The 24,182-nt window shown below is 69.1% G+C and carries 23 protein-coding genes and 1 pseudogene; 11 read left to right on the forward strand and 13 right to left on the reverse strand.

The features are described 5' to 3' along the window. Positions 1 to 1,353: PD-(D/E)XK nuclease family protein (locus AB0M08_RS30975; protein WP_364500819.1), on the forward strand; the 1,353-nt coding region annotated here is incomplete at its 5' end. Between the two features lie 31 nt (positions 1,354 to 1,384). Further along, a complete protein-coding gene (locus AB0M08_RS30980) occupies positions 1,385 to 4,825 on the forward strand; it encodes a UvrD-helicase domain-containing protein (protein WP_364500822.1) in 3,441 nt (1,146 codons plus the stop codon). A 23-nt stretch (positions 4,826 to 4,848) separates the two neighbouring features. On the opposite strand, the gene AB0M08_RS30985 is transcribed toward AB0M08_RS30980, so the two are convergent. Beyond that, positions 4,849 to 5,289, reverse strand: coding sequence for a pilus assembly protein CpaE (locus tag AB0M08_RS30985; protein ID WP_364500825.1), 441 nt, complete (start codon positions 5,287 to 5,289; stop codon positions 4,849 to 4,851). Between the two features lie 223 nt (positions 5,290 to 5,512). Between AB0M08_RS30985 and AB0M08_RS30990 the strand changes: the two genes are divergently transcribed. After that, on the forward strand, positions 5,513 to 5,716 hold the full coding sequence (locus tag AB0M08_RS30990; RefSeq protein ID WP_014447450.1) for a cold-shock protein: 204 nt from the start codon (positions 5,513 to 5,515) through the stop codon (positions 5,714 to 5,716). 423 nt (positions 5,717 to 6,139) lie between these two features. Here the strand turns inward: AB0M08_RS30990 and AB0M08_RS30995 are convergent, their stop codons facing one another. Next, on the reverse strand, positions 6,140 to 6,853 hold the full coding sequence (locus AB0M08_RS30995) for a lysophospholipid acyltransferase family protein (RefSeq protein ID WP_364500828.1): 714 nt from the start codon (positions 6,851 to 6,853) through the stop codon (positions 6,140 to 6,142). A 118-nt stretch (positions 6,854 to 6,971) separates the two neighbouring features. On the opposite strand from AB0M08_RS30995, the gene AB0M08_RS31000 reads away from it, so the two are divergent. Beyond that, complete coding sequence (locus AB0M08_RS31000; RefSeq protein WP_364500831.1) at positions 6,972 to 7,850, forward strand: hypothetical protein; 879 nt, start codon at positions 6,972 to 6,974, stop codon at positions 7,848 to 7,850. On the opposite strand, the gene AB0M08_RS31005 is transcribed toward AB0M08_RS31000, so the two are convergent. Further along, positions 7,828 to 8,565, reverse strand: coding sequence for a helix-turn-helix domain-containing protein (locus AB0M08_RS31005; protein WP_364500833.1), 738 nt, complete (start codon positions 8,563 to 8,565; stop codon positions 7,828 to 7,830). The genes AB0M08_RS31000 and AB0M08_RS31005 overlap by 23 nt on opposite strands. A 195-nt stretch (positions 8,566 to 8,760) precedes the next feature. On the opposite strand from AB0M08_RS31005, the gene AB0M08_RS31010 reads away from it, so the two are divergent. After that, positions 8,761 to 9,432 (forward strand): DUF4097 family beta strand repeat-containing protein, encoded by a 672-nt coding sequence (locus AB0M08_RS31010; protein ID WP_364500836.1) that lies wholly within the window; start codon positions 8,761 to 8,763, stop codon positions 9,430 to 9,432. 34 nt (positions 9,433 to 9,466) lie between these two features. After that, positions 9,467 to 10,528 (forward strand): serine hydrolase domain-containing protein, encoded by a 1,062-nt coding sequence (locus tag AB0M08_RS31015; protein WP_364500838.1) that lies wholly within the window; start codon positions 9,467 to 9,469, stop codon positions 10,526 to 10,528. 55 nt (positions 10,529 to 10,583) lie between these two features. On the opposite strand, the gene AB0M08_RS31020 is transcribed toward AB0M08_RS31015, so the two are convergent. Genes AB0M08_RS31020 through AB0M08_RS31035 form a run of 4 tightly spaced genes read right to left on the reverse strand, consistent with a single transcriptional unit; the run spans position 10,584 to position 13,837 of the window. After that, positions 10,584 to 11,537 (reverse strand): ABC transporter permease, encoded by a 954-nt coding sequence (locus tag AB0M08_RS31020; protein ID WP_364500841.1) that lies wholly within the window; start codon positions 11,535 to 11,537, stop codon positions 10,584 to 10,586. Then, positions 11,527 to 12,303 (reverse strand): ABC transporter ATP-binding protein, encoded by a 777-nt coding sequence (locus AB0M08_RS31025; RefSeq protein ID WP_364500843.1) that lies wholly within the window; start codon positions 12,301 to 12,303, stop codon positions 11,527 to 11,529. The genes AB0M08_RS31020 and AB0M08_RS31025 overlap by 11 nt, the downstream gene beginning before the upstream one ends. A 29-nt stretch (positions 12,304 to 12,332) precedes the next feature. Then, on the reverse strand, positions 12,333 to 13,415 hold the full coding sequence (locus AB0M08_RS31030; RefSeq protein WP_364500846.1) for an ABC transporter substrate-binding protein: 1,083 nt from the start codon (positions 13,413 to 13,415) through the stop codon (positions 12,333 to 12,335). Between the two features lie 8 nt (positions 13,416 to 13,423). Continuing rightward, positions 13,424 to 13,837 carry an Rrf2 family transcriptional regulator gene (locus AB0M08_RS31035; RefSeq protein WP_364500849.1) on the reverse strand — a complete coding sequence of 138 codons (414 nt, stop codon included), beginning with the start codon at positions 13,835 to 13,837 and terminating at the stop codon, positions 13,424 to 13,426. A 281-nt stretch (positions 13,838 to 14,118) separates the two neighbouring features. Between AB0M08_RS31035 and AB0M08_RS31040 the strand changes: the two genes are divergently transcribed. From AB0M08_RS31040 to AB0M08_RS31055, 4 genes are all read left to right on the forward strand, one after another. Next, positions 14,119 to 15,423: a pitrilysin family protein gene (locus tag AB0M08_RS31040; protein WP_364500852.1), complete on the forward strand. Its 1,305-nt coding sequence runs from the start codon at positions 14,119 to 14,121 to the stop codon at positions 15,421 to 15,423. Then, positions 15,423 to 16,742, forward strand: coding sequence for a pitrilysin family protein (locus AB0M08_RS31045; protein ID WP_364500855.1), 1,320 nt, complete (start codon positions 15,423 to 15,425; stop codon positions 16,740 to 16,742). Before AB0M08_RS31040 ends, AB0M08_RS31045 begins: the two co-directional genes overlap by 1 nt. Further along, positions 16,739 to 17,722: an NAD(+) diphosphatase gene (gene nudC / locus AB0M08_RS31050; protein ID WP_364500858.1), complete on the forward strand. Its 984-nt coding sequence runs from the start codon at positions 16,739 to 16,741 to the stop codon at positions 17,720 to 17,722. Before AB0M08_RS31045 ends, nudC begins: the two co-directional genes overlap by 4 nt. Positions 17,723 to 17,839: 117 nt before the next feature. After that, positions 17,840 to 18,721 carry a phytanoyl-CoA dioxygenase family protein gene (locus tag AB0M08_RS31055; RefSeq protein WP_364500861.1) on the forward strand — a complete coding sequence of 294 codons (882 nt, stop codon included), beginning with the start codon at positions 17,840 to 17,842 and terminating at the stop codon, positions 18,719 to 18,721. Between the two features lie 57 nt (positions 18,722 to 18,778). Here AB0M08_RS31055 and AB0M08_RS31060 read toward each other — a convergent pair. After that, positions 18,779 to 18,874 (reverse strand): annotated as a pseudogene (locus AB0M08_RS31060) (NrdH-redoxin); the annotation flags it as partial. Positions 18,875 to 18,928: 54 nt separating this feature from the next. Between AB0M08_RS31060 and AB0M08_RS31065 the strand changes: the two are divergent. Beyond that, positions 18,929 to 20,653, forward strand: coding sequence for a recombinase family protein (locus AB0M08_RS31065; RefSeq protein ID WP_364500864.1), 1,725 nt, complete (start codon positions 18,929 to 18,931; stop codon positions 20,651 to 20,653). Positions 20,654 to 21,276: 623 nt separating this feature from the next. Here the strand turns inward: AB0M08_RS31065 and AB0M08_RS31070 are convergent. The 5 genes from AB0M08_RS31070 to AB0M08_RS31090 form a co-directional block, all read right to left on the reverse strand. Next, positions 21,277 to 22,089, reverse strand: a complete 813-nt coding sequence (locus AB0M08_RS31070) for a phosphotransferase (RefSeq protein WP_364500867.1) — start codon at positions 22,087 to 22,089, stop codon at positions 21,277 to 21,279. A 77-nt stretch (positions 22,090 to 22,166) separates the two neighbouring features. Then, positions 22,167 to 22,331 carry a hypothetical protein gene (locus AB0M08_RS31075; RefSeq protein ID WP_364500870.1) on the reverse strand — a complete coding sequence of 55 codons (165 nt, stop codon included), beginning with the start codon at positions 22,329 to 22,331 and terminating at the stop codon, positions 22,167 to 22,169. Next, positions 22,328 to 23,452 carry a radical SAM protein gene (locus AB0M08_RS31080; RefSeq protein WP_364500873.1) on the reverse strand — a complete coding sequence of 375 codons (1,125 nt, stop codon included), beginning with the start codon at positions 23,450 to 23,452 and terminating at the stop codon, positions 22,328 to 22,330. Before AB0M08_RS31080 ends, AB0M08_RS31075 begins: the two co-directional genes overlap by 4 nt. A gap of 32 nt (positions 23,453 to 23,484) precedes the next feature. Further along, positions 23,485 to 23,709 carry a hypothetical protein gene (locus tag AB0M08_RS31085; protein ID WP_364500876.1) on the reverse strand — a complete coding sequence of 75 codons (225 nt, stop codon included), beginning with the start codon at positions 23,707 to 23,709 and terminating at the stop codon, positions 23,485 to 23,487. A gap of 95 nt (positions 23,710 to 23,804) precedes the next feature. Next, positions 23,805 to 24,071: a hypothetical protein gene (locus tag AB0M08_RS31090; protein WP_364500878.1), complete on the reverse strand. Its 267-nt coding sequence runs from the start codon at positions 24,069 to 24,071 to the stop codon at positions 23,805 to 23,807. Positions 24,072 to 24,182: the final 111 nt, after the last annotated feature.

Below are 24,182 nucleotides of genomic sequence, written 5' to 3' on the forward strand. Positions count from 1 at the left end.
GACCCCGAGCCCGACCCCGACGACCAGCCTGACCCCGAGCCCGACCCCGACGACCAGCCTGACCCCGAGCCCGACCCCGACGACCAGCCTGACCCCGAGCCCGACCCCGACGACCAGCCTGACCCCGACGACCAGCCCGGCCATGGCCCCGAGCCCGAGCCCGAGAGTGCCCCTCTCGATGCTCAACCGGATATTTCGGGAAATGTCCGTTTCTTGGAGTCCGGCGATCAGGCTGCTGAGCCCGAGCCGGTCGACGAGCCCGGGGACGCGGACGACGCCTACGAAGCCGCTGACCCCGGCGACGACCGCGACGGCGTTGGCGACCGTGACGAGGATGAGCTCCCGGTGGGGAAGGCGCCTCGTGCTCTGACCCTCGCCGCGCTGGTGGCCGAGTTGCGTACCGTGGTCGTCTCGGCGGAGGAGACGCCCAGCCGGCGCCGGGCCGCGGCCGCCGAGCTCGCTCGTCTCGCCGTCGCCGGTGTGCCCGGAGCGCACCCGGACGAGTGGTGGGGCCTGCGCCCGCTCTCCGACGACCGGCCCCTCGTGGCCGACGGCGAGCCGGTCAAGGTGACCCCGTCCGCCATGGAGAGTGCCCTCCGCTGCAGCCTGCGCTGGCTGCTGGAGCGGCACGGCGGCGCCGCGCCCACCGGGCCTGCCCAGGGCATCGGCAACCTGGTGCACGCCGCCGCGATGCTCGCCGAGGACGCCAACGCCGACCGGGAGAAGCTGGTCGAGTACGTCTCCGCCCGGTTCGACTCGATCGAGCTGGCCGCCCGCTGGCTCGCCGGGCCGGAGCACGACCGGGCGCAGAGCATGGTCGACAAGCTGCTCCGCTGGCTGGCGGTGAACCCGCGGCGGCTGCTGGCGATCGAGCACGAGTTCACCGTCCGGCTGGAGGACGAGCACCGGCCGGTCCAGCTCACCGGCCGGGTGGACCGGCTGGAGATCGACGACGAGGGCCGGCTCGTGGTGATCGACCTGAAGACCGGCAAGAGCACCGCGCTCTCCGCCGACGTGGCCGAGAACCCGCAGCTCGCCGGCTACCAGGCGGCCGTCGAGGCGGGTGCGTTCGCGGACTACGGGGAGGCCTCCGGCGGGGCGGCGCTGGTCCAGCTCGGCCCGGGGAAGGACGCCCGGGAGCAGATGCAGGTCCCGCTCGACGAGGCCGCCGACCCGCAGTGGGCGTACGCCATGGTCCGCCGGACGGCCGAGACGATGGCCGCGTCCACCTTCTCCGCGGTCGCGAACAGCCGGTGCCGGGTCTGCCCGGTCCGCACCAGCTGCCCGGTCTCCGGTAAGGGCCGCCAGGTGGTCGAGCCCCCGAAGAGGCGAGCCCCGGAGGACGGCCGATGACGCCGAAGCGGCGAGACCCGGAGGGCGGCCGATGACGCCGCCGCGCAGTGCCCGCGCCGATGCCGGGCCCCGGTACACCCCGGCCGAGCTGGCGAAGCTGCTCCGGCTGCACCAGCCCACCGACGAGCAGGCCGCGATCATCGCGCACCCGAACACCGAGCCGCTGCTGGTCGTCGCGGGCGCCGGGTCCGGCAAGACCGAGACCATGGCGTCCCGGGTGGTCTGGCTGGTCGCCAACGGGTACGTCCACCCCGGCGAGATCCTCGGCCTGACCTTCACCCGTAAGGCCGCCGGCGAGCTGGCCCATCGGGTGCGTACCCGGGTCGGCCAGCTGATCCGCCGCCTCGGCCGGGACGACGCGTTCGCCGGTGAGGCCACCATCTCCACCTACCACTCGTACGCCGCCCGGATCGTCACCGAGCACGGCCTGCGCGGCGGGTTCGAGCCGTCCGCCCGGCTGCTCACCGAGGCGGCCCGCTGGCAGATCGTCGACTCGCTGGTCCGGTCGTACACCGGGGAGATGACCGGCCTGAACCGCGCGCCCGGCACGGTGACCGACGACGTGCTCGCGCTCTCCGCCGAGCTCTCCGAGCATCTGGTGGCCCCGGACGCGCTGGCCGCCTGGACCGGCCGGTTCTACGCCGAGGCGCAGTCCTTCCCCGGGCGGATGTACCGGGACGTCTCCGACGTGCTGCGCCGCCAGCAGCACCGGCTCACCCTGCTGCCCCTGGTACGCCTCTACGAGCAGCGCAAACTCGACCTGGAGGCGATGGACTTCGGCGACCAGATGGCCCGTGCCGCCCTGGTGGCGCGGGACCACCCCGAGGTCGGCGAGATCGAGCGGGGCCGGTTCCGGGTGGTGCTGCTGGACGAGTATCAGGACACCAGCCACGCCCAGGTCACCATGCTGAACAACCTCTTCGGCGGCGGGCATCCGGTGACCGCGGTCGGCGACCCCTGCCAGTCGATCTACGGCTGGCGCGGGGCCTCGGCCGGCACCCTGGAGCGCTTCCCGGAGGAGTTCACCGACCGGTCCGGGCGGCCGGCCTGGACCCGGAGCCTGACCCGGAGCTGGCGGAACCGCCCGGAGATCCTGCGCGTCGCGAACACCCTGGCCGCCCCGCTGAACGCCCGGGTCGGCACGCTGCGCCCGGCCGAGCGGGTGGCCGAGGCGGTCGGCGGCCGCACGGTCAGCTGCGCACTGCTCTCCACGTACGCCGACGAGGCCACCTGGATCGCCGACACCATGCTGACCGCGTGGCGCCTCGCCGCCGGGATGCCCAGGGCGCTCCCCGAGGAGATCCCGCTGGACGGGCGCCCGACCAGCGCTGTCCTGGTCCGGGTCCGCAGCCAGATCCCGGTGATCGAGGAGGCGCTGCGGTCCCGGGGCCTGCCGGTCGAGGTGGTCGGCCTCGGCGGTCTGCTGGACACCCCCGAGGTCCGCGACGTGGTCTGCACGCTGCGGGTCCTCGCCGATCCGACCGACGGCGCCTCGATGCTCCGCCTGCTCACCGGGGCCCGCTGGCGGATCGGCCCGCGCGACCTGGTCGCCCTGCACCGCCGGTCCCGGGCGATCGCGGCCGCGCGCGCGACGAACCGGGACGGCGAGGACGACGAGCCGACGGCCGACCGGCTGGACGACGCCACGCTGGTCGAGGCGATGGCGGACCTCGGGCCGGCGGCGCAGTACTCCCCGGAGGGGTATCCGCGGTTGCGGGCGTACGCGAGGGAACTGGCGGCGCTGCGGCAGCGCCTGGACCAACCGCTGCCCGACCTGCTCGCGGACATCGAACGGACCGTCGGCCTGGACGTCGAGGTCGCGGTCCGCGGCTGGGCGGCCGGCGACGCGGGCCTGGCCCGCGGCCACCTGGACGCGCTCGGCGCGGCCGCCACCCGTTACGTCAGCGAGAACGAGAGCGGCACCCTGACCGGTTTCCTCGCCTTCCTGGCCGCCGCCGAGGAGGAGGAGCGCGGCCTGGAACCGGGCCAGGTCGACGTGGTCGAGGGGGCGGTGCAGATCCTCACCGCGCACGCCGCGAAGGGCCTGGAGTGGGACGTGGTCTCGGTGGCTGGTCTCTGCCGCGGCGTCTGGCCGGGTCAGTCCCGGGCCAGCGACCACTACCTGGGCGGGATCGGCGTGCTGCCATTCCCGCTGCGCGGCGACGCCTCCGGTCTGCCCGTTCTGGATTTCGGCGAGGCGGTCGAGCAGAAGGACGTCAACGCCGCGCTGGGCGCCTTCGCCCGGGCCTGGCGCGAGCACGACGAGCGTGAGGAGCGCCGGCTGGCGTACGTCGCGGTGACCCGCCCGCGCCGCCTGCTGCTCGCCTCCGGCTACTGGTGGGGCGACGGCGTGAAGCGTCCGCGGGGCCCGTCGGTCCTCCTCGACGAGATCCGCGCGACCTGTGCGGAGGGCGCCGGCGTGGTCACCGTCTGGACGCCGGAGCCGGCGCCGGGCGAGACCAACCCGAGCGACGAGGTGGTGGCGACCGCCGAGTGGCCCGCCGACCCGCTCGGCCTGCGCCGTCCCGCGATGGCCGCGGCCGCCGACCTGATCCGCCGCATGATCGCCGATCCGGACGCCTCCGCCGCCGAGGCCTTCGCCGATCTCGCCGCCGCCGATCCGGAGATCGCCGCGCGCGCCGGCTTGGCGGCCGACCTGACAGATCTCACCCCTTCTCCGGTACGCCCGGAGCCCGTCCCCTCGGACGATCCCCGTCGCGATCGGGCCGGACGGGCCGCCGCGGCGTCCGCCGCCGACCGGGTGACCGCGGCCGCCGACCCGGACATCGCCCGCTGGCGCCGGGAGGCCCGGCTGCTGCTCGCCGAACGGGACGAACGTGCCCGCCGCGACGGCCCGATCGAGGTGGCCCTGCCACCGCACCTCTCGGTCTCTCAGCTGGTCGTGCTCCGCCGCGACCCGCAGGCGCTGGCCCGCTCCCTGCGCCGCCCGCTGCCGCACCGCCCGGCCCCGTACGCCCGCCGCGGCACCGCTTTCCATCTCTGGCTGGAGCAGCGTTTCGGCGCCGTCCGCCTGCTCGACATCGACGAGCTGCCCGGCGCCGCCGACGACGCCGCGGCCGCCGACGAGGAACTGGCCGCCCTGCAGGAGGCGTTCCTGACCGGCGAGTGGGCCGACCGCACCCCGGTCGAGGTGGAGGTCCCGTTCGCCACCACGGTCGCCGGCGTGGTGGTCCGGGGCCGGATGGACGCGGTCTTCGCCGATCCGGACGGCCACTTCGACGTGATCGACTGGAAGACCGGCCGTCGCCCCACCGGCGCCGAGGCCGAGGCCGCCGCGGTCCAGCTGGCCGCGTACAGGCTGGCCTGGGCGACCCTGGCCGGGGTGCCGGTCCGGCACGTCCGGGCGGGCTTCCACTACGTCCGCGAGCAGGTCACCGTCCGCCCCCTGGACCTGATGGACGCACCGGCCCTCGCCGCCCTGCTCGCCGAGATCCCCGAGGAGTCCCCGTAGGCCGCCGGGAGCAGGCGGAGTCTCTAAAGCCCGGGTGCCGAGATCCCGGGGGTCCCCTGAAGCCCGGGCGCCGCGAGCAGGTGGAGGAGGGCGGCGGCGTAGGCGTGCTCCGCGCTCTCCGCCACGAACGCGTGCGACTCGCCCGACAGGGAGATCCGTGCCACGAAACCGTCATCCTCCCGGGTCAGTCCCCGGAACGTCTCGCCGAGCATCTCCCGCAACTGGTCCTCACGGGGCAGCCAGGCAACTTCATCGATCTCCACGTCGTCGAGCGCCCACTCGGTCGTCCCGTTGAAGCCGATCATGCGCCCCTCCGGCCGTTCGTGGACCTGGATCGTCATGTTGCTGAGTACGAAGACCTCGTCGTCGAGACCCCGGTCGGGTACCGCGAATCGATCCCCCAACCGGGGCTGCCAGGCCAGTCCCGTCGCGCTGAGCTGCCGTGCGACTTGTACGCCGAGCACTTCTCGACCCCCTTCCGCGTGCTAGGCTCGTCCCGTTGTCAGTTTGGTTCCCAAGTACTCAGGAGCGCCTGTGGGGAAGTCTGCCCCAGGCGCTCTTTGTCGTAACCCGGGTTTCTCCGGTACGGGCGATCAGTACGGCGACACGAGTCCCGCAGAATGCGGGTCTTATTACCTCGTTCACGTCCATAATGGGCGGGAACGATCGACCGTCGAGGAGACGATCATGGTTACCGGCGTTGTGAAGTGGTTCAACGCGGACAAGGGCTTCGGGTTCATCACCCCCGACGACGGCGGCGCCGACGTCTTCGCCCACTTCTCCGCGATCCAGATGTCGGGCTACCGCAGCCTGGAGGAGAACCAGCGGGTCGAGTTCGAGGTGACCCAGGGCCAGAAGGGCCCGCAGGCCGCGAACATCCGTTCCGTCTGATTCGCGTTTGATCAGGGCCGCCGGGAGGCGGCCACCTGACATCGTGTGAACACGGCGTCGCACCCCTCGGGAGCGACGCCGTCTTCGTCTCACCCGCTCGGCCCGCATGCCCGCTCGGCCCGCATGCCCGCTCGCCCAGTCCTACCCGGCCCGCTCGCCTGGCCCGTGTTGCTCTCCTGGCCCGGCACTCCTCCGTTGTGGCGGGACGTATGCGGATGGCGCGGAGCGAGACGGTTGCAGCACACGGCGATCCGCGGAGGGACGGCCACGGCGCACGGTGATCCGCGTCTGGGCGTGGCGTGTGGCTGGGCGTGACGTGTGGCTGGGCGTGGTACGCCTCTGGGCGGGACCGGTGGGGCCGGGGTCGAGTAATGGGTGAGGCCCCGGGTGGGTGTCCCGAGGCCTTCGAGTGATCGGAAAAGGTCAGACGGCGGCGGCCTGGGGGAGTGGTGCCGTGCCGCCGAGGTGGGCCGGGAGCCACCAGCGGTCGTCGTCGCCGGCGGGCTTGTCCGGGTAGGCCTGCTGGACCTCGTCGAGCAGGACGCTCAGTCGCTGCTTGAGGGTCGCGGTGATCGCCTCGGGGGTGGCGCCCTCGGGCAGCTGGATCGCCTCGCCGATCTTGATGATCACCGGGACGTGGCGCTTGGTGAGCTCCTTCTTGCGGCCCTTGGTCCAGAGGCGGTGCGGTCCCCACACGGCCATCGGGATCAGCGGGACGTCAGCCTCCCGGGCCATCCGCGCGGCGCCGGTCTTGAGCTCCTTGACGGTGAAGGACTCGCTGATCGTGGCCTCCGGGAAGACGCCGACGATCTCGCCGTTCTGCAGGGAGGTGATCGCCTCGCGGAACGCCGCCGTGCCGGCCCGGCGGTCGACCGGGATGTGCCGCATGCCGCGCATCAGCGGGCCGCTGATCCTGTGGTCGAAGACCTGCTTCTTCGCCATGAAGCGGACCAGGCGCTTGGCCGGCTGGGTGCCGAAGCCGCAGAAGATGAAGTCGAGGTAGCTCGAGTGGTTGCTGGCCAGCACCGCCCCGCCCGTGCTCGGGATGTGCTCGGCGCCCTCCACCACGATCTTGAGGTCGAGTGCGCGGAACATCGTCTTGGCCAGGGCAACGACCGGGGGATAAACCAGTTCCATGGCAGAACGGTAGCCGAAATTTCCCGGAAACGAATCGGCCGGGTACGACTTTGGCCATGCGTTCTTCCCGGCGTGCGCCGCTCACACGGTTCCGCACGTCGTGGTGTTCACTGGTTCCATGACCCTACCGGAGCAGCAGTCGCCCGCTTGGCAACGGCCTGGCGGGTCCTGGGCGTCGGGCATGGTCACCTCGGTGGGCGTACCCGGAGAAGCGCCGCAGGCGCCCACCCTGCCGCAGCCGCCTCCGCCGAGCGGGCCCGACCGGCGGCGGCGACAGCTTCTGATCTTCGGCGGCATCGCCGGGGTGATCCTCGCCGGTGGCCTGGCGGTGCTGCTCGCGGTGATGTTCGGCAGCGACGAGAACCCGTTCCGGGACACGGCGTCCGCGCCGACCGACGTCCGCCCGCCACTGGCACAGGCGTGCCCGGCCCCGAGTGACGTGCCCAGCGCGGCACCGACCACGACGCTGCCGCCGGCCACCGGAGCGCGGACGGTCGACGACGACGCCGGCATCTCGTACAAGAAGTACGGCGCACCCTGGGAGACCTGGACCGAGGTGTGGAAGGCAGGCACGCTCGAGGTGCCGTACCGGGTGGGTCAGCACTTCGTGACCGAGGTCTACAGCGGTGGTGAGTACCACGCCTCGATCCTCTCCGCCGCGGTCCCGGCCGCCGACAACGACGCCGTCACGCTGGACCTGGAGTGCGTCGGCCGGCAGGTCGCCGCGGACGTGCGCGCCGAGTACTACCCGCAGCCGAACACCATGGAGGCGATCCGGGACGAGCTCACCACGCTCGGCGGGCGCCCGGCCTGGGTGAGCGAGTTCCGGCTGCGCTTCTCGTCGCCGGGTCTCACCGCGACCTCCGAGCACTCCGCGGTCGCGGTGATCGACGTCGGCAAGCCCACCGCCGCGGTCCTCTACGTCTCGATCCCGGGCACCCACTCCCAGTTCGACTACGTGATCGACGAGGTCCTCAACTCGGTGCGTCCCCTGTAGGGCCCTTCGGGTGCAGGATCTCGCGGGCCTGATCGGCGGCGCGGGCGATCCCCTCCGCGACGAAGTCGACGAAGCGGGCGATGTTCTCCAGCCGGGCGGCGGCCGGGGTGCCCTGACCGAGGACGTCCACGCCCCGCCGGGCGACCTCGCCGAGGTGTGCGGTGGCCCGGGCGCTGGCCATCGTGGACTGGTACATCACGTCGTCGTCGACCACGTAGCGCTCCCGCCGTCGCTCGTCGCGCTCGCGCCGGATCTGGCCCTGGCCCTCCAGGAGCGCGATCGCCTTGGAGACGGACGCCGGGCTGATCCGCAGGCGCGCGGCGAGCTCCGGGGCGGTGAGGCTGCCGGTGTCGGTGGTGTAGAGCGCGGCCAGCGTCCGGGCGGTCATCGTGGGGAGGCCGGACTGCATGAAGAGCTCCGCGAACGTCTCCTCGTACGCACGGACCGCCTCGGCGTCGCGCCCGTGCGCCGGCGGGGGCGTGCCGGGGTGCCCGGTGGCGGCCTTCTTCCGGGTGTGGTTGCGGGCCCGGTGCTCGGTGGCGTGGTGGGCCAGGTCGGCGCGATACCCGGTGGGCCCGCCGTTGCGCATCACCTCCCGGGTGACGGTCGAGGTGGGCCGGGCCAGGCGCCGGGCGATCTCCGCATAGGGGAGGTCCTCGGCGAGGCCGAGGGCGATCTGCTGGCGTTCCTGCTGGGTGAGTCGGCCTCCGGGCATGCCTCATCGTAGCGTTCACTTTCCAGCCATTGCAACGTTCGCATGTGGACTGTTGCGTTAGATTCACCGTCATTGCAATGAATGCAATGCTGTGAGCTGCAAAAACAACGAGCGCGAGCAACTTCGTGGTTTTCCGGTTCAGGAAAGCAACGTAGCGTTTCCTGCATCGGAAACAAAAGATCCAAGGAGATCGCAATGCAGAAGTTCGCCACCACCGCCCCGATCGTCACCGTCCTCGACATCCCCGCCGGGCGCATCCAGTTCATCGCCGCCGACCGGGCGGACAGCACGGTCGAGGTCCGGCCCGCCGTCGCCGGTCAGCGCCGTGACGTGGCGGCCGCCGAGCGGGTCGAGGTCGCGTACGCCGACGGTGTCCTGCGGATCGGGGCCGCGAAGCCGGCCCACCGCCTCCTCGGCTCGTCCGGGGCCGTCGAGATCACCGTTGCGCTGCCGGCCGGCTCGCGGATCGAGGCGAAGCTGGCCAGCGGCGAGGTGCGGGGCGTCGGCCGGCTCGGCGAGGTCGTCGTCGAGTCCGCGCTGGGCCCGGTCAAGCTCGACGAGGCCGCGGGCGTCCGCCTGACCCTGCAGTCCGGTGACGTCACCGTCGGCCGGCTCACCGGGCCCGCGCTGATCAGCGCCGAGCGGGGCGACCTGAGCATCGGCGAGGCGGTGACCGGCGAGGTCACGCTCCGCACCGCGTACGGCCACATCTCGGTCGGTGCCGCCCGCGGGTCCGCCGCCTCGCTGGACGCCGGCACCACCTTCGGCCGCGTGCACAACGCGCTCCGGAACGACGAGGGCGCCGGCGCCGTCCTGGCCATCCACGCGACCACCGAGCACGGCGACATCACCGCCCGCAGCCTCTGAAAACCCCTTCAAGCCCCTTATGAAAGGTACGACCGTGAACGAGTTCCAGAAGGCCGCCGAAGCATTCGTCAGCGCCGGGTTCGCCGGACTTCAGCTGCGGGTCGACGACGAGCAGGGCGAGTGGACCGGTGCCGCCGGGGTACGCGAGCTGGACGACGTCGCCGGACCGCCGGTCGACGGCCGGTTCTGGGCGGGCAGCGTCGCCAAGACCTTCACCGCCACCGTGGTGCTGCAGCTGGTCGGCGAGGGACGGCTCGGGCTGGACGCGCCGGTCGCCGAGCACCTGCCGGAGCTCGGGCTGGACGGGCGGATCACCCCGCGGATGCTGCTGCGGCACACCAGCGGGCTGTTCAACTACACCGGCGAGTACTTCCCGGACGGGACGATCGTGCCGGGGATCCCGGCGACCGGTGCGGCGTGGGTGGCGAACCGGCTGCGGTCGTACACGGCGGAGGAGCTGGTCGGGCTGGCGCTGTCGAAGCCGGCACGGTTCGAACCCGGTACCGACTGGAGCTACTCCAACACCAACTACACGCTGGCCACGCTGCTGATCGAGCGGGCCGGTGAGGGGTCGTACGGCGAGCAGATGGAGCGGCGGATCCTGCGGCCGCTCGGGCTGACCGACACGATCCTGTCGGGCGAGGTCACGGACCTGCCGGAGCCGCACTCGGTCGGCTACTACCGTTACCAGGACGGTGACGAGTGGGTGGTCACCGACGTCTCCCGGCAGAACCTCTCGATGCTGCTCGGTGCCGGCGGCGCCATCTCCACCACCCGGGATCTGCACGTCTTCTTCGCGGCACTGAACCGCGGGGAGCTGCTGCCGGCCGAGCTGCTCGCCGAGATGCGGACGCCGCACGGCCCGATCGACTACGGCCTGGGCATCTTCGTGCAGGACCTGGGCCCGGAGTACGGCGGCACCGTCTACCACCACAACGGCGGTGCACCCGGCGGCTACGGGGCGCTGATGTACAGCAGCCCCGACGGCCGGAAGACGATGACCGCCGGGCTGACCATGGGCGACGCCCCGCTCGACCCGGCCGAGTTCTTCCCGCAGGCGCTGGACACCCTGGTCAAGGCGGTCTTCAAGAGCTGAGAGCAGGAGAAGGGGGCGCTCCGTATGGAGCGCCCCCTCTCGCGTACCGGAAGAATCAGCTGGTCAGGCCCCAGCGCTTGCGCAGCGCGCCGTCGGCGAAGTTGAAGAGCTGGTCGATCACGATGCCGATCACCAGCACCACGATGATGTAGGTGATCACCAGGGGCGAGTCGGAGAGATCGCGGGCGTTCTGCATCCGTACGCCGATCGACACCGTCCCCGGCACGATGACCAGCAGCTCACCGGCCATCAGGCTGCGCCAGGAGAACGCCCAGCCCTGCTTGAGCCCGGAGACGAAGGACGGCAGCGAGGCCGGCAGGATCAGGTGCCGGTACCGGGACAGCCCGGACATCCCCATCACCTGGCCCACCCGCAGCCAGGTCCGCGGCACGTAGTCGATGCCGCTGATCAGGCCGTTCGCCACCGACGGGGTGGCGCCGATGACGACGACGAAGAGGATCGCCTTCTCGCCGAGCTGGAAGAGCAGGATGGCGAGCGGGAACCACATGATCGACGGCATGGTCTGCAGGCCGGTGATGAGCGAGCCGATCGCGGCCCGCAGCGGCGCGAACCGCGACACCGCCGCGCCGATCACCGTGCCGAGCGCGACCGCCAGCCCGAACCCGGTGATCGCCCGGGTCATGGTGAGCCGGACGCCGTCCCAGAAGTCGGCGGTGGTGACCAGATCCCAGATCAGCGGGAAGACCTCGGTCGGTGCCGGCAGCACGTACGCCGGCTTCCACTCGGCCAGGAAGACGATCTCCCAGATCCCGATCACGATGGCGATCGCCAGCAGCTTGGGCCACGCGCTGTTCCAGATCCGCAGGCCGAGCCGGCCCTTGTCCGCCTTCGGCGCCAGGTTCAGCGCGTCCAGGCCGCTGACCTCGCTGTCGGTCAGCGTCTTGATCCTCTGTGGTTCGGGGCCCAGGCCGGCGGTCTCGGGGGAGAGGGCTCCCTCCAGACCGGCGCGGGCGCCCGCGTACTTCGTCGGGGCGGGTTCAGTGGGCATGACGGGCGACCTCCGCACGGAGCCGGTCGGTGATCTCGCCGGCCTGGCCGGAGACCTCGGGGGAGTCGATGCGCCGGGGGCGCGGGTGCTCGACCTTGAAGTCCTCGATCACCCGGCCCGGACGGCTGCTCAGCAGGATGACCCGGTCGCCGAGCCGGACCGCCTCGCGCACGTTGTGGGTCACGAAGAGCACGGTCAGTTCCTGCTCGCGCCAGATCCGCTCCAGCTCGTCGTGCAGGATGTCCCGGGTCATCGCGTCCAGCGCGCCGAACGGCTCGTCCATCAGCAGGACGTCGGCGTCCTGGGCCAGGGCCCGGGCCAGGGCGACACGCTGGCGCATGCCGCCGGAGAGCTCGTGCGGGCGCTTGCCGCCGAAGTCCTTGAGCCGGACGATCTCCAGCAGCTCCTGCGCCCGCTTCTGTCGCTCGGCCTTGCCGATCCCCTGCAGGCGCAGCGGCAGCTCGACGTTGCCGGCCACCGAGAGCCAGGGGAAGAGGGCGGCCTCCTGGAACATCATCGCGACCTTGCGGCCGCCGGTCTCCAGGGTGCCGCTGGTGATCTTGTCGAGCCCGGCCACCAGCGAGAGCAGCGTGCTCTTGCCGCAGCCGGAGGCACCGAGGAGGCAGATGAACTCGCCCCGGTGCACGTCGAGGGAGACACGGTCGAGGGCGAGCAGAGCCTTGCTCCCCGAGCCGTACCGCTTGGAGACGTTGTCGATGTGGACGACCGCTCCGGTCTGGACATCAGTGGTTTCGAGGATGCTCATGCTCGCCCTCCCGTCATCTCAGGTGGTCGTCAGGACGCCGCGGCGTCGCTGACCTCGGTCTGGCCGTCGGCCTTGAGCAGCTCGTTCAGCGGCCCGAGGTCGTAGATGCCCTTGAGGTCCACCTTCTTGAGCAGGCCGACCTCCTCGGCGTGCTCGGCGCTGGTGTAGAGCGACGACGCGATCGGGTCCGCGGTGAACGTCAGGTTCTTGAACGCGGCCGCCAGGATGTCGTCCTTGAGCGCCTTGCCGGAGAGCGCCTCGATCTGGGCGTTCGCCGCCTTCTGCGCGTCGGCGTTGTTGTCGTTGATGTAATTGATCGCCGCGAGGTGGCCCTGGAGCAGCTTCTTGACCGTTCCCGGGTACTCCTTCAGGAACTTCTGGCTGACGATCAAGTGTGTGGTGACGAACTGCTGGTTCGGCCACAGGGTCTTCTCGTCCACCAGCAGCTTGCCCTTGGACTCCAGGATCAGCTTGCTGAGGTTGGGCTCGGGCACCCAGGCGCCGTCGATGCTGCCCTGCGCGAAGGCCTGCACCGCGGTGGCGTTGTCCTGCGGCAGGATCGAGACGTCGCCGCCGCCGTTGGTGTCGGCGTTCAGCCCGTTCTCCTTGAGCCAGGCACGCAGCGCGACGTCCTGGGTGTTGCCGAGCTGCGGCGTGGCGATCTTCTTGCCCTTGAGGTCCGCCGCGCTGTTGATGCCCTCCTTGACGACCAGGCCGGCGCCGCCCGAGGTGCTGCCCGCGATGATCTTCAGTGCCGAGCCGCTGGACTGGGCCCAGCCGTTGATCGCCGGGTTCGGGCCGATGTAGGTGGCGTCGATGGCGCCGGAGAGCAACGCCTCCAGCGCGGCCGGGCCGGCGTTGAAGGTCTGCGTCTCGAGCTTGGTGGTGCTGCCCAGGGCCTCGGCGAAGAGGCCCTTGTTGACGCCGACCAGGGCCGGTGCGTGGGTGATGTTGGGGAAGTAGCCCAGCTTGATGCTGGTCGCCTCGGCCGCGGCGCCGCTGGTGCCGGCGGCCGTCTTGTCGTCGTCGTCGGATCCGCAGGCGGCAAGGGAGGTAGAGGCCACCAGAGCGGCCGTGGCAAGGGCGAACGCACGTAGGGTGCGGGAGCTCATGCTCACTCCTAATTTCTTTTCACTGAGATGGTGGAGAGTTCGGCCAGGGTCTTGTGGTCGACCACACCCTCGATGGCCGCCTCGACGGCGATCCACACGTCGTGCAGCGCGACGGCGGCACCGTGATAGGTCGCGGTGGAGGTGGGCAGCCCGCGGACGGTGGTGAGCGCGCCACCGACGGCGCGAACCACGTCGCCGACGGTGATGTCCTCGGCCGGGCGGGCCAGCGCGTATCCGCCGTCCACCCCGCGATGGCTGTGCAGCAACCCGGCGCGGCGCAGATCGAGCAGGATTCCCTGTAGGAAGCTCAGCGGGATCTCCTGCACGGCCGCCAGCCCGGCGGCTTTGACAAGACGTGGGTGCTCCGCGGTGACGGCGAGCATGGCGCGGACGGCGTAGTCCGTGCGAGCCGAGACGTACACGAGCGGGGCCCCCTCCCGGTGGATCAAACTTTGCTTTTTCTATCTGTTGGATGGGAATACTGGATCAGAGGGGTTTAGTGCGTCAAGCCCACCTCCGGATGATGGGATGACGGCGGGTGGTGATGCTCATCACTGTCTGTGCCGCGCGCGCGTCGTGCCGGAGGGGCGGAAGAGGATATCGGCATATCGACGTGCTGTCACTGCCTGGTCACGCAGGGGTCACCGTGATGGTGTGCGATCGAGTACCGCTCGGAGGCACCTCGACACGCTAGATTCATACCGTGGCGTCCAGAATCCAGATCCCCGCGACGAAATACCCGGTCGAGCGCTTCACGCTCGGCAACGGTCTGCGTGTGGTCCTCTCGCCGGATCGCAGCGCGCCCGTGGTCGGAGTCGCCGTCGTCTACGACGTCGGCATCCGCAGTGAACCGGAGGGGCGGACCGGTTTCGCCCACCTGTTCGAGCACCTGATGTTCCAGGGCTCGGCCAACCTGGAGAAGCTCGCGCACTTCCGGCACGTCCAGGGTGCCGGCGGCAGCTTCAACGGCTCCACCCACCTGGACTACACCGACTACTTCGAGGTGCTCCCATCCGGTGGACTGGAGCGGGCGCTCTTCCTCGAGGCGGACCGGATGCGCGGCCCTCGGCTGACCGAGGAGAACCTGCGCAACCAGGTGGACGTGGTCAAGGAGGAGATCCGGGTCAACGTGCTGAACCGGCCGTACGGCGGGTTCCCCTGGCTCAAACTCCCACCGGTGATGTTCCGGACCTTCCCCAACGAGCACGACGGATACGGGTCGTTCGAGGACCTGGAGAGCGCCACCGTCGAGGACGCCCAGGGCTTCTTCGACCGGTACTACGCGTGTGGCAACGCGGTGCTCTCGGTCGCCGGCGACTTCGACGTGGCCGAGGCGACCGCGATGATCGAGCGGCACTTCGGCGACGTGCCGGCCCGCCCGGCCCCGCCGCTGCCCGACTTCGACGAGCCCGACCTGGACGGTGAGCGGCGCGAGTCGTACACCGACCGGATCGCCCCGCTCCCCGCGATCGCGGCCGGGTACCGCGTGCCCGACCCGATCTCCCGTTTCGAGGAGTACCTCCCCTTCGCCGTCCTGGCCGAGGTGCTCACCGACGGCGACGCGTCCCGCCTGGTCGAGCGCCTGGTCCAGCGCGACCGTACGGCCACCACGCTGGGCGGCTACATCGGCTTCATGGGTGACGAGTACCAGGTCCGCAACCCGACCGCGCTGCTGCTCCAGGCGCACATGCCGCCCGGCGGCGACGCCGGCAAGGTGCTGCAGACGATCGACGAGGAGCTGGAACGCCTGGTCGCGGACGGTCTGAAGGCCGGCGAACTGGCCCGCACCCAGGCCCGGATGGCGACCCGCCTGCTGCACGACACCGATGCGGTGCTCGGCCGGGCGCTGCCGATGGCCGTGCTGGAGTTGCAGCGCGGCCGGCCGGGGCTGCTCAACGAGCTGCCCAAGCTGATCAGTGAGGTGACCGCGGAGCAGATCGTCACCGCCGCGGCCACCCTGCGGCCCGAGCGCCGTGCCACCGTCGAGGTCATCCCCGGAGCATCCTGATGAGTCTGAAGACCCTGCCGGACCTGATTCCGGACGTCGAGTTGAACCTGCCCCGCGAGGTCGAGCGCACCCTGCCGAACGGGCTGACCGTGATCGCCATCCGCCGGTCCGCGGTGCCGCTGGTCGAGGTGCGCCTGCGCATCCCGTTCGGCCGTGCCCCGCTCGCCCCGGCGACCCTGCTCTCCCAGGCCCTCTTCACCGGCACCAGCACGATGTCGAGCATCGAGATCGCCGCCGAGCTGCAGGCCGTGGGCGGCAGCCTGGCCGCCTCGCTCGACCCGGACCGCCTGATGGTCAGCGGCAACGCGCTCGCCGACGGGCTGGGCCGGACCCTGGAGATCCTGGCCGGGGTGCTGACCGACGCGACGTACCCCGAGGAGGAGACGGTCACCGAGCGGGAACGCCTGGTCGACCACATCCAGGTCGCCCTCACCCAGCCCGCCCACCTGGCCCGGGTCGCCCTGCTCAAGCGGATGTACGGCACCCACACGTACGCCGTGCAGACCCCCGAGCCGGACCAGATCCGCCTGGTCGAGCCGACCGGGCTCCGCGAGCTGCACGCCGACCGGGTACGCCCGGAGGGTGCGGTCCTGGTGCTGGTCGGCGACATCGACCCGGAGCAGGCGATCGACGTGGCCGAGAAGGTGCTCGGCTCGTGGACCGGCCCGGCCCGCGACGGCGTCGTGCCGCCCACCCCGGACCTGTCGACCGGCCCGCTGCTGCTGGTCGACCGGCCCGGCTCGGTGCAGTCCTCGCTGCGCCTGGCCCTGCCCGGGATCACCCGCACCGATCCGGACTACGCCGCGCTCAGCCTGGCCAACCTGGTCTTCGGCGGGTACTTCTCGTCCCGGTGGACGGAGAACATCCGCGAGGACAAGGGGTACACCTACGGGTCGTACTCCGGGATCGAGCACTTCGTGGCCGGCTCCGCGTGGGTCGCCACCGCCGAGGTCGCCACCGAGGTGACCGGCCCGTCGCTGCTCGAGACGGTCTACGAGCTGGGCCGGATCGCCAGTCTCCCGCCCGGCGAGGAGGAGCTGGAGCAGGCCCGGCGCTACGCCCTGGGCACGCTCCGTCTCGGCATGTCGACGCAGTCCGGTCTCGCCGGTCTGGCCAGCATGTACGCCGCTTTCGGCCTCCGCCTCGACCACCTGCGGGAACACTCGGCCGCGCTGACCGCGGCCACCCGGGACGAGGTCTTCGCCGCCGCGGCGAAATATCTCGCTCCGTCGCGCGCCGTGACCGTGGTTCTCGGCGATGCTGACAAGATCGAGGGACAGTTGTCCGCCCTGACCGCCGTGGAGCGAAGCACAGAGTGAGTTCTTCCGTTCAGCCCGACCCGGATCAGCCCGATCTGGGCGAACAACCCGGCACCCCTCCGCTGGCGCGGACCACCCTGGACCGCGCCGCGGAGCGCCGGAAGGACGAGGCATGGCTGGCCGCGGCGTGGAGCCGCGGCCAGGTCCTCGTCGTCGACCTGGCCACCGGCGGTCGCGCCCTGGTCACCACCCGCCCGGACGACGGCGCCGCGCTGGTGCTGCTGCCCGCCGCCGAGGCGCCCGAGGCCGAACGCTGGTTCCTCGGCGTGGACGCGGACGGCACCCCGCTCTGGACCATGGCCGCCGCGCTGCCGGAGCACCCGGAGGCGCGGGCGGTGACCCTGCGGGAGATCGGCCACCGGCTGGACGACCGGGACGCCGGGATCTTCACGGCGGCCGCGGCGCTGGCCAACTGGCACGCGAGTCACCTGTACTCACCGCGTACCGGAAAAGCCACGACCGCGGTGGAGGCCGGCTGGGCCCGCGCCGACGCCGACGGCGCCCTGATGTGGCCGCGGACCGATCCCGCGATGATCGTGCTGGTGCACGACGGCGTCGCGGGCCCCTCCGGCCGCTGCCTGCTCGGGCACAACGCGGCCTGGGGTGTCGGACCCGACGGTGTGATGCGTTTCTCCTGCCTGGCCGGTTACGTCGAGCCCGGTGAGTCGGCCGAGGCGGCGGTGAGCCGCGAGGTCCGCGAGGAGGTCGGCATCCGGCTCACCTCACTGCGGTACGAGGGCAGCCAGTCCTGGCCGTACCCCGGCTCGCTGATGCTCGGCTTCCTGGCCGTCGCGGATCCGTCGCAGCCGTTGGTCCTCGACCCGGAGGAGATCGACGAGGCGCAGTGGCTCACCCGGGATGCGATCGCCAAAATGATCACCGGCGGTTACACCGACCCCACTTCGGGTGTTCCGATGTCCCTCCCGATGCGTTCATCAATCGCTTTCTATCTCGTCGAGAAGTGGCTGCGGGCTGCCTAAACGTAACCGGTATCTGCAACGTCACAGCGAAATACCTAAACAGAGAATTTCTCGTTTAGGAGGCAACCTGAGTACGGTCCCGATGCGTCATCCTTAGCAAAGACGAGAGGGGAACCGATGACCCAGGTGGAAGCGCCGGTATGGACGCCGATGTCCGCGGAGGAGCGGGAGGCGTTCGAGCGCGACGGTTACATCGTCGTGCCGTCGGTGCTGAGTGAGAGCGAGATCGAGGCCGGTCGTGCCGCGATCCTGGGGTACTACGAGAAGTGCAAGGCCGAGGGCAAGCTCAGCCCGACCGGCGCGCTGCACCAGCTCTCCCCGATCGCCCACGTGCCCGAGCTGGCGTTCTTGATCGACCACCCGAAGGCCTTCAGCTACATCTGGTCGCTGCTCGGGTGGAACGTCCACATCTACCACTCGCACATCGACGTCCACCCGAAGCTGCACGAGCAGCAGAAGGAGTGGTGGCACTGGCACCAGGACGGTGGCCGGCAGAACCGCGAGATCGAGACCGACCCGCGGCCGATGCTCTCGGTCAAGCTGGCCTACTGGTTCTCCGACGTGAGCGAGACCGGCCGGGGCAACTTCACCGTCCTGCCCGGCAGCCACAAGACCAACTGGCTGCCCGGCCCGCCGAGCCGCGGCGTCCCGTGGCCGCAGCCGGAGGGCGCCGTCCAGATCACCGCGAACGCCGGTGACCTGGTCGTCTTCGACCGCCGCATCTGGCACGCCCGGTCGGACAACTACTCCGACTACACCCGCGTCGGCGCCTTCCTGGGCTACACGCCGCGCTGGATCGCCATGCGCGACGAGAACGCCGACCTGCCGAACCGGCCGGAGTGGGCGGGCCTGAACCCGGTGCAGCAGCAGCTGCTCGGCGCGTTCGGCGACGGCGACGGCGACCACCAGTGGGGCCACTACCCGGCCACCACGCCGCTGTACGGCGCGCTCAAGGAGCGGGACCTGCTGGACTCCAGCATCCCGGCGCTGATCCCGTAATCGCTTGATGTGCGAAAAAGGGCCGCCCCTCGGGGCGGCCCTTTTTCCTGGGACCGATCAGGCGGAGATCGCCGCCAGGTGCTGCTTCACCGCGACGATCGACGGGTTGGTCAGCGCCGACCCGTCCTCGAACTTCAGGGTGGGCACGGTCTGTAGAGTTGCCCCCTCTGGCTGAGCAAGATCAGCCGGGTATGGGGGAGGAACCAATTGAACAAGCTCAGGGCCTTGGGTGTCGTCCGACTCTCGGTCTCGAACGAGAACCAGACGGGCGAGGAGACACAGCGTCGCCGCATCCTTAAGAGGGCCGAGAGCGAGGAGATGGAGCTTGTCGACTTCGCAACCGACATCGACGTGTCCGGCTCCACCTCACCTTGGATGCGCCCGTCCGTCGGTGACTGGCTCACGAACCGCAAGGACGAGTTCGACCACATCATCGTCCTGAAGATCGACCGTATCGCCCGGTCGGTCCGTCACCTCACCGAGTTGATGGAGTGGTGCTCGAAGCACGGGAAGGGCCTTATCTCGTGCGAGGAGGGCTTCGACCTGTCCAAGCCTTGGGGGAAGGTGGTCGTCCAGATTCTCGCCGTTGTGGCGGAAGCTGAGCTGGACGCAATCACCGCTCGAATCCGGGCTTCACGTGAGGCGATGCGGCAACAGGGGCGTTGGCCGGGTGGCCTGGTCCCATTCGGCCGACGGTCCGTCAAGGGCTCTGACGGTTTCACGCTTGAGCTGGACCCCGAGTACGGCCCGGTGCTCAAGGAGATGATCCGCCGGTTCATCGACAAGCCCAGCTTCTCCGGGGTGGCCCAATGGCTCAACGAGCAGGAGATCCCCACCGTCCAGGACATCGCCCGCATACGGTCGGCCAGAGGCGAGAGCACGACGCGTCTGATCGCTCCGGAAGCGAAGGGGAGAAAGTGGCTCCCGACTGCGGTTCAGTCGGTGCTTACCAATCGGTCTCTCCTGGGCGAGTACCAAACGGCCGATGGTTCTGTTCTGCGAGGCGACGACGGCTCACCCATCATGCGATCTCAGCCCGTACTCAGCGCGGAGGAGTGGGCTGTCCTCCAGGACGCCGTGAACTCCGTGAAGTACAAGAAACCGCGAGGATCGTCCTCGCCCCTGCTAGGCGTCATGTACTGCCTTACGTGCGGAAACCCCCTGTACTTCATGAAGGAGGAGCCCCAGCGCAGCAGGAAGGCCCGGTATCGGTGTCACGGGAACAAGAGCAAGGGACAGCCGGCCTGCAAGGGCAAGGACGCGGCGGTGACTGCGGAGCGGCTGTATCCGTGGCTGGAGGAGTTGCTTCTGATTCAGATCGGCGACATGGAGATCATGGAGTCGGTCACGAAGGCCGGTGACGACGAGCAGGCGCGGAGGCTCGCAATCATCGACGGCGAGATGAACCAGCTCACGAAGGAGTTCCGGGCCGGTCGGCTTGAAGCGGTCGCCTACAGCTCTCAGCTCACCCAGCTCGCCAATGACCGGGAACAGGCGTTGAAGGCTGGAGGAGCCAAGCCGGTAACGCTGTGGATCCCGACGGGGGAGACCTACGCCGACTGGTGGAAGCGCTCAACGGAGGAGGAGCGCCGGGAGTTCCTGACGCGGCGAGGGGTCAAGGCGTACGCCGGTATGGGCTTGCTCGTGATCACCCCCGGCGACTTGCTCGGCTACCTGGAGGAGCGTCAAGCGATCAGCTTTGGGGACATGCCTCCCGAGGCTTTCGGCAAGCAGCAGATCTGGTTTGATCCGGGTGATCATGAGTCTTCGGAAGAGGCTAAGAAGAAGCTCTACGCTTCCGGCTTCTTCGCACGATTCTTTGGGGATCTTCCGGCCGATGCTCCTCGTGCTATCGCAGAGTTGAGCGGCAATCCCTGGATCCCTCGACAGAGGGAACATGAGGCATCTGAAGGCGTTTCCTCGTCTAGCTAGATCAGCTCGTTATTGGCCCTCTTCGGAGGGCCTTTAGCATTTATACAGGTCATCATAGTGACCTCTTGGAAAGTCTTCGTATAGGTCTATGAAGGAGACTTGCAAGAGTCTCCAGCTTGGCTTTTTGGCCAGCTAAGCTGTTATGCAGTAGGAGACCTTGAGAAAGTAATCATTGACTACCTGTTAGGCAGTTATACAGATAGCAAGTAGAAGACCTTGGAGAGGTAATTACTCTACCTGGTTAACAGGCTATGCAGATACCAGTTTACTGGTATACAGTAAAAGACTCCGATAGGAGTCTCTTAAGCGATACAGCATACCTACGTAAGTAGGTATTCCGTTTTCGCGTGCGCGCCCGCGCGTAGAGGGGAGCATCCTCCCTGGTCTTCCGCCGCTGTAACCGGGTCCGCAGGCGGCATCAGACAGCCCAACCCGCTCAGGCGCCCGCAGAGCCTCCGAGGGTTCGTAGGGTACACACGGGTACCCGTCGGGGCAGTTCGAGCCTTAGCGTGGATCTCAGAGCCGTCTAGAGGCTGTTCAAGATCGAGGCATGTCCTTGATGGCGACCTGCTAGTCTACCGGAAGTTGCTGGCTCCGCGCAAGGGGTACGGCGCGCGGCCCGCTCAAAGGTCAGATTTGTTAGTGCGGAATGCGCTCCATGCCGTCGACGCCATAATCAAAGGGGCGGTCCAATCGTCGGGGTTGGCTCCGCCGATCTCTGACCACATGCGGGCGTTTGCTCGGGCAAATGCAGTAACCCCATCTTGCGGCGCTGTTCTCCATGCGGCTATCTGTGTAGCCCATTGCTCCGCGGAATGGGGCGCATGTCCTGCGGCGATCAACCAGACAACCCAGTACGCGGCATCAAGCCAAGGGGCACCGCGAGTTGCCCATCCCCAATCCACGATGCTTGCCTGGTTCTCGTCGACGATGATGTTCGCATTGTTCAAGTCGGTATGGAGAAATGCGTTCCCCGCAAAGAAATTCAAATCCTCCGCGCTCGCATAAGACTCAAGCCTTTGCTCGGCCCGTCGCAATGGAATGTCTGGACATTCGGTCTGTCCAATCCGCGTGAGCAGGTTCATCACATAGGGGAGATCTGGCGAGCCGGGTGCATAGTCGGCCCGGTGTCCCGTCAACGCGTCGAAGACCAGGACATCCCACCCGGCTTCGACGATGCGAGCGTGCAGCGCTGGCGCGACGTGCCGAACGTAGGGAGCAACCTCCGCCTCCCGCTCTTGCGTCCAGACCCATCGGTGATCAGTCCGCAGCGCCTTCATGAAGTAAGTGCCTTGGGTGGTGTGCAGCTTGACCGCAACCGCACTGTTCAGACCCTCGCTCACCGCCTCCAGCGACTCAGGACGTCCCGTGATGGCCTCGACGGCATGGCGCACGGATTCCGGCAACTCGGCGTAGGGGATGCGGCTAATAGGCACGTTCTCTCCTAGAGCAGGGTTGCCCCGGTGAGCCTCGCCATGGCACGACGACTCGCCAGGGCAACCCCTACACGGTGCTAGTTGTACGGGTTGTCGTTGCCGCAACCGCGCTCGTTGCCGGTGGTCAGGGTGTCGATCTGGGTGATGACAACCCCGGCCGGCTCTCGCCTCGCGGTGACCGGCTTCGCGGCGTTACCCGTGCTGAGGGGACGGCTGATGATCTCGACGGGGACAGCGCTCATGACTCCTCCTTGATGCCGTGCTGGCAATAGTGACTGAGCGGAGCCTTCGCTTCCTGGTACACGCGCGCCATGGGTCGGCATACCCGGCAGGTGGACGAGAGCTTGCAACCCGTACATCCACCCGTGCGAAGCATTTGGGCGTCTGCAATCGCGGGCAGACGCAACAGGCCCTCTGGGCCTTCGGTAACCAAGTTGATGGGGTCGTCCCGGCCGACCTTGCACATCGTCGTGAACCCGAGCGGGTCGACATGGAAGGACGTGTGCCCGGCCGGACAGCCTTGGAAGACATCGCTCTTGCCGATGAGGCTGGGGACCTGGGACTCCAACGTCATGCCGTTGCCGGTGTAGGTAGGCGAGATGGAGGCGTACTCCTTGAACGGCAGGCCAAGGTCACGCACCATCGCGCGCATCTCGTCCAGTTCCTCGACGTTGTGTTTCGTCACGATCAGCGTGACCTCAAGGGGTAGGCCGACTCCCGCCGCCGCGACGAGACCCCGGTAGGCGTTCTTGAACGCGCCTCGTGTCTGCGTCAGAGCGTCGGCTGTTTCAGGACTTGCCCCGTACATGGAGACGGTGATCTTGTGCGGACGACGTGCTGTGAAGGCGTCAAGCAAGTCATCCCGGTAGAGCCGAGAGCCATTCGTCAGGACTTCCATCATCATCCCGGCCGCGTGAGCATGCTCGTAAGCGGGCACGAAGTCCTGGTCAATGAGCGGTTCGCCGCCGGTGATCTCGAACCAGAGCACGCCCATGTCGCCGAGCATGTCGAGCATTCGCAGCTTCTCTGGCAAGGGCAAGCCTGCGAAAGGGCGTTGCTCCAGGTAGCAGTGCTCGCAGGAGAAGTTGCAGCCCTTGTTGATCTCCCACGAGGCGCGGCTGTAGGTGACGGGAGAGACGGATGGTGGCCGCACCATGAGCACGTCTTTGACGAGATGGTCGGCCAGCTCGATGCGCCAAGCTTGGCGCGCGGCGTCGCTGAACCAGTCCGGCACGGTGCCGCCCGTATCCGCCAGGTCGGCAAGCTCGGCGTAGTGGGTGGAGGGGAGTTGCATAGCCTCTTGTCGTCCAGCCCGTACGGCGACGAACAGGTCTTCTTGCGGGCTGATGATGGCCTGGTACATCCGATCCTCCTGTCTCTGAGATGGAGCGGGTGTTAACGCACCCCCGGCGGCAAGATCAGGCGATCGAGAGCACCATGCGTTCCCATGCACACCTTGCAAAGCGGCATCGTCGCGTCCTCGTAGACCACCGTGGATTCCTCGTATGCATGCGGCGGGTATTGCATGGTCTCGACCATGCCGCGCGCTTGCAGCGTGAAGTGGAAGCACGAATGCATCCGGCCGTTCGGATACGCCTGAGCGATGGCCGGGGTTGCCATCGGGATCAAGATCGTCCCGCTTGCTCGCAGGCTTGCAACGTCAGGGCACGACTCGGCATGGACCAGCACGGCCGGGGGATACTCTCTCCGGCCCGTCATGTCCGGCACCCGTTCGGCAGGACCGCACCGGCATCCCAAGCTGCCACGATGGCGCTCACAGCGTTTTCCTGGGTGTGCCGGCCAACGTGGTCGCCGCTGGTTCCCGGCCGCCTCACGTAGGCGTTCCAGTAGTTGCCGATGCTGGCGTGAATCCATCCGATGTATTCGCCGTCTCGCTCGACGGAGTAGCCACCCATCACGCTCACCTTCAAGGTGACGCCGGGGCTTACCTCAAGCTCTGCGGGCGGGACGCGGTGCTCCACTGCCCACCTCCTCGCACCGAATGCAGGCCAGCCGCTCGCCGCAGCTCGGGCACCAACGAGTCTTGACCTTGAAGGCGAGTAGCCCGGCCAGGAACCCCAGCACTAGAGCCG

The organism is Actinoplanes sp. NPDC051851, assembly GCF_040681165.1.
Classification (GTDB): Bacteria; Actinomycetota; Actinomycetes; order Mycobacteriales; family Micromonosporaceae; genus Actinoplanes.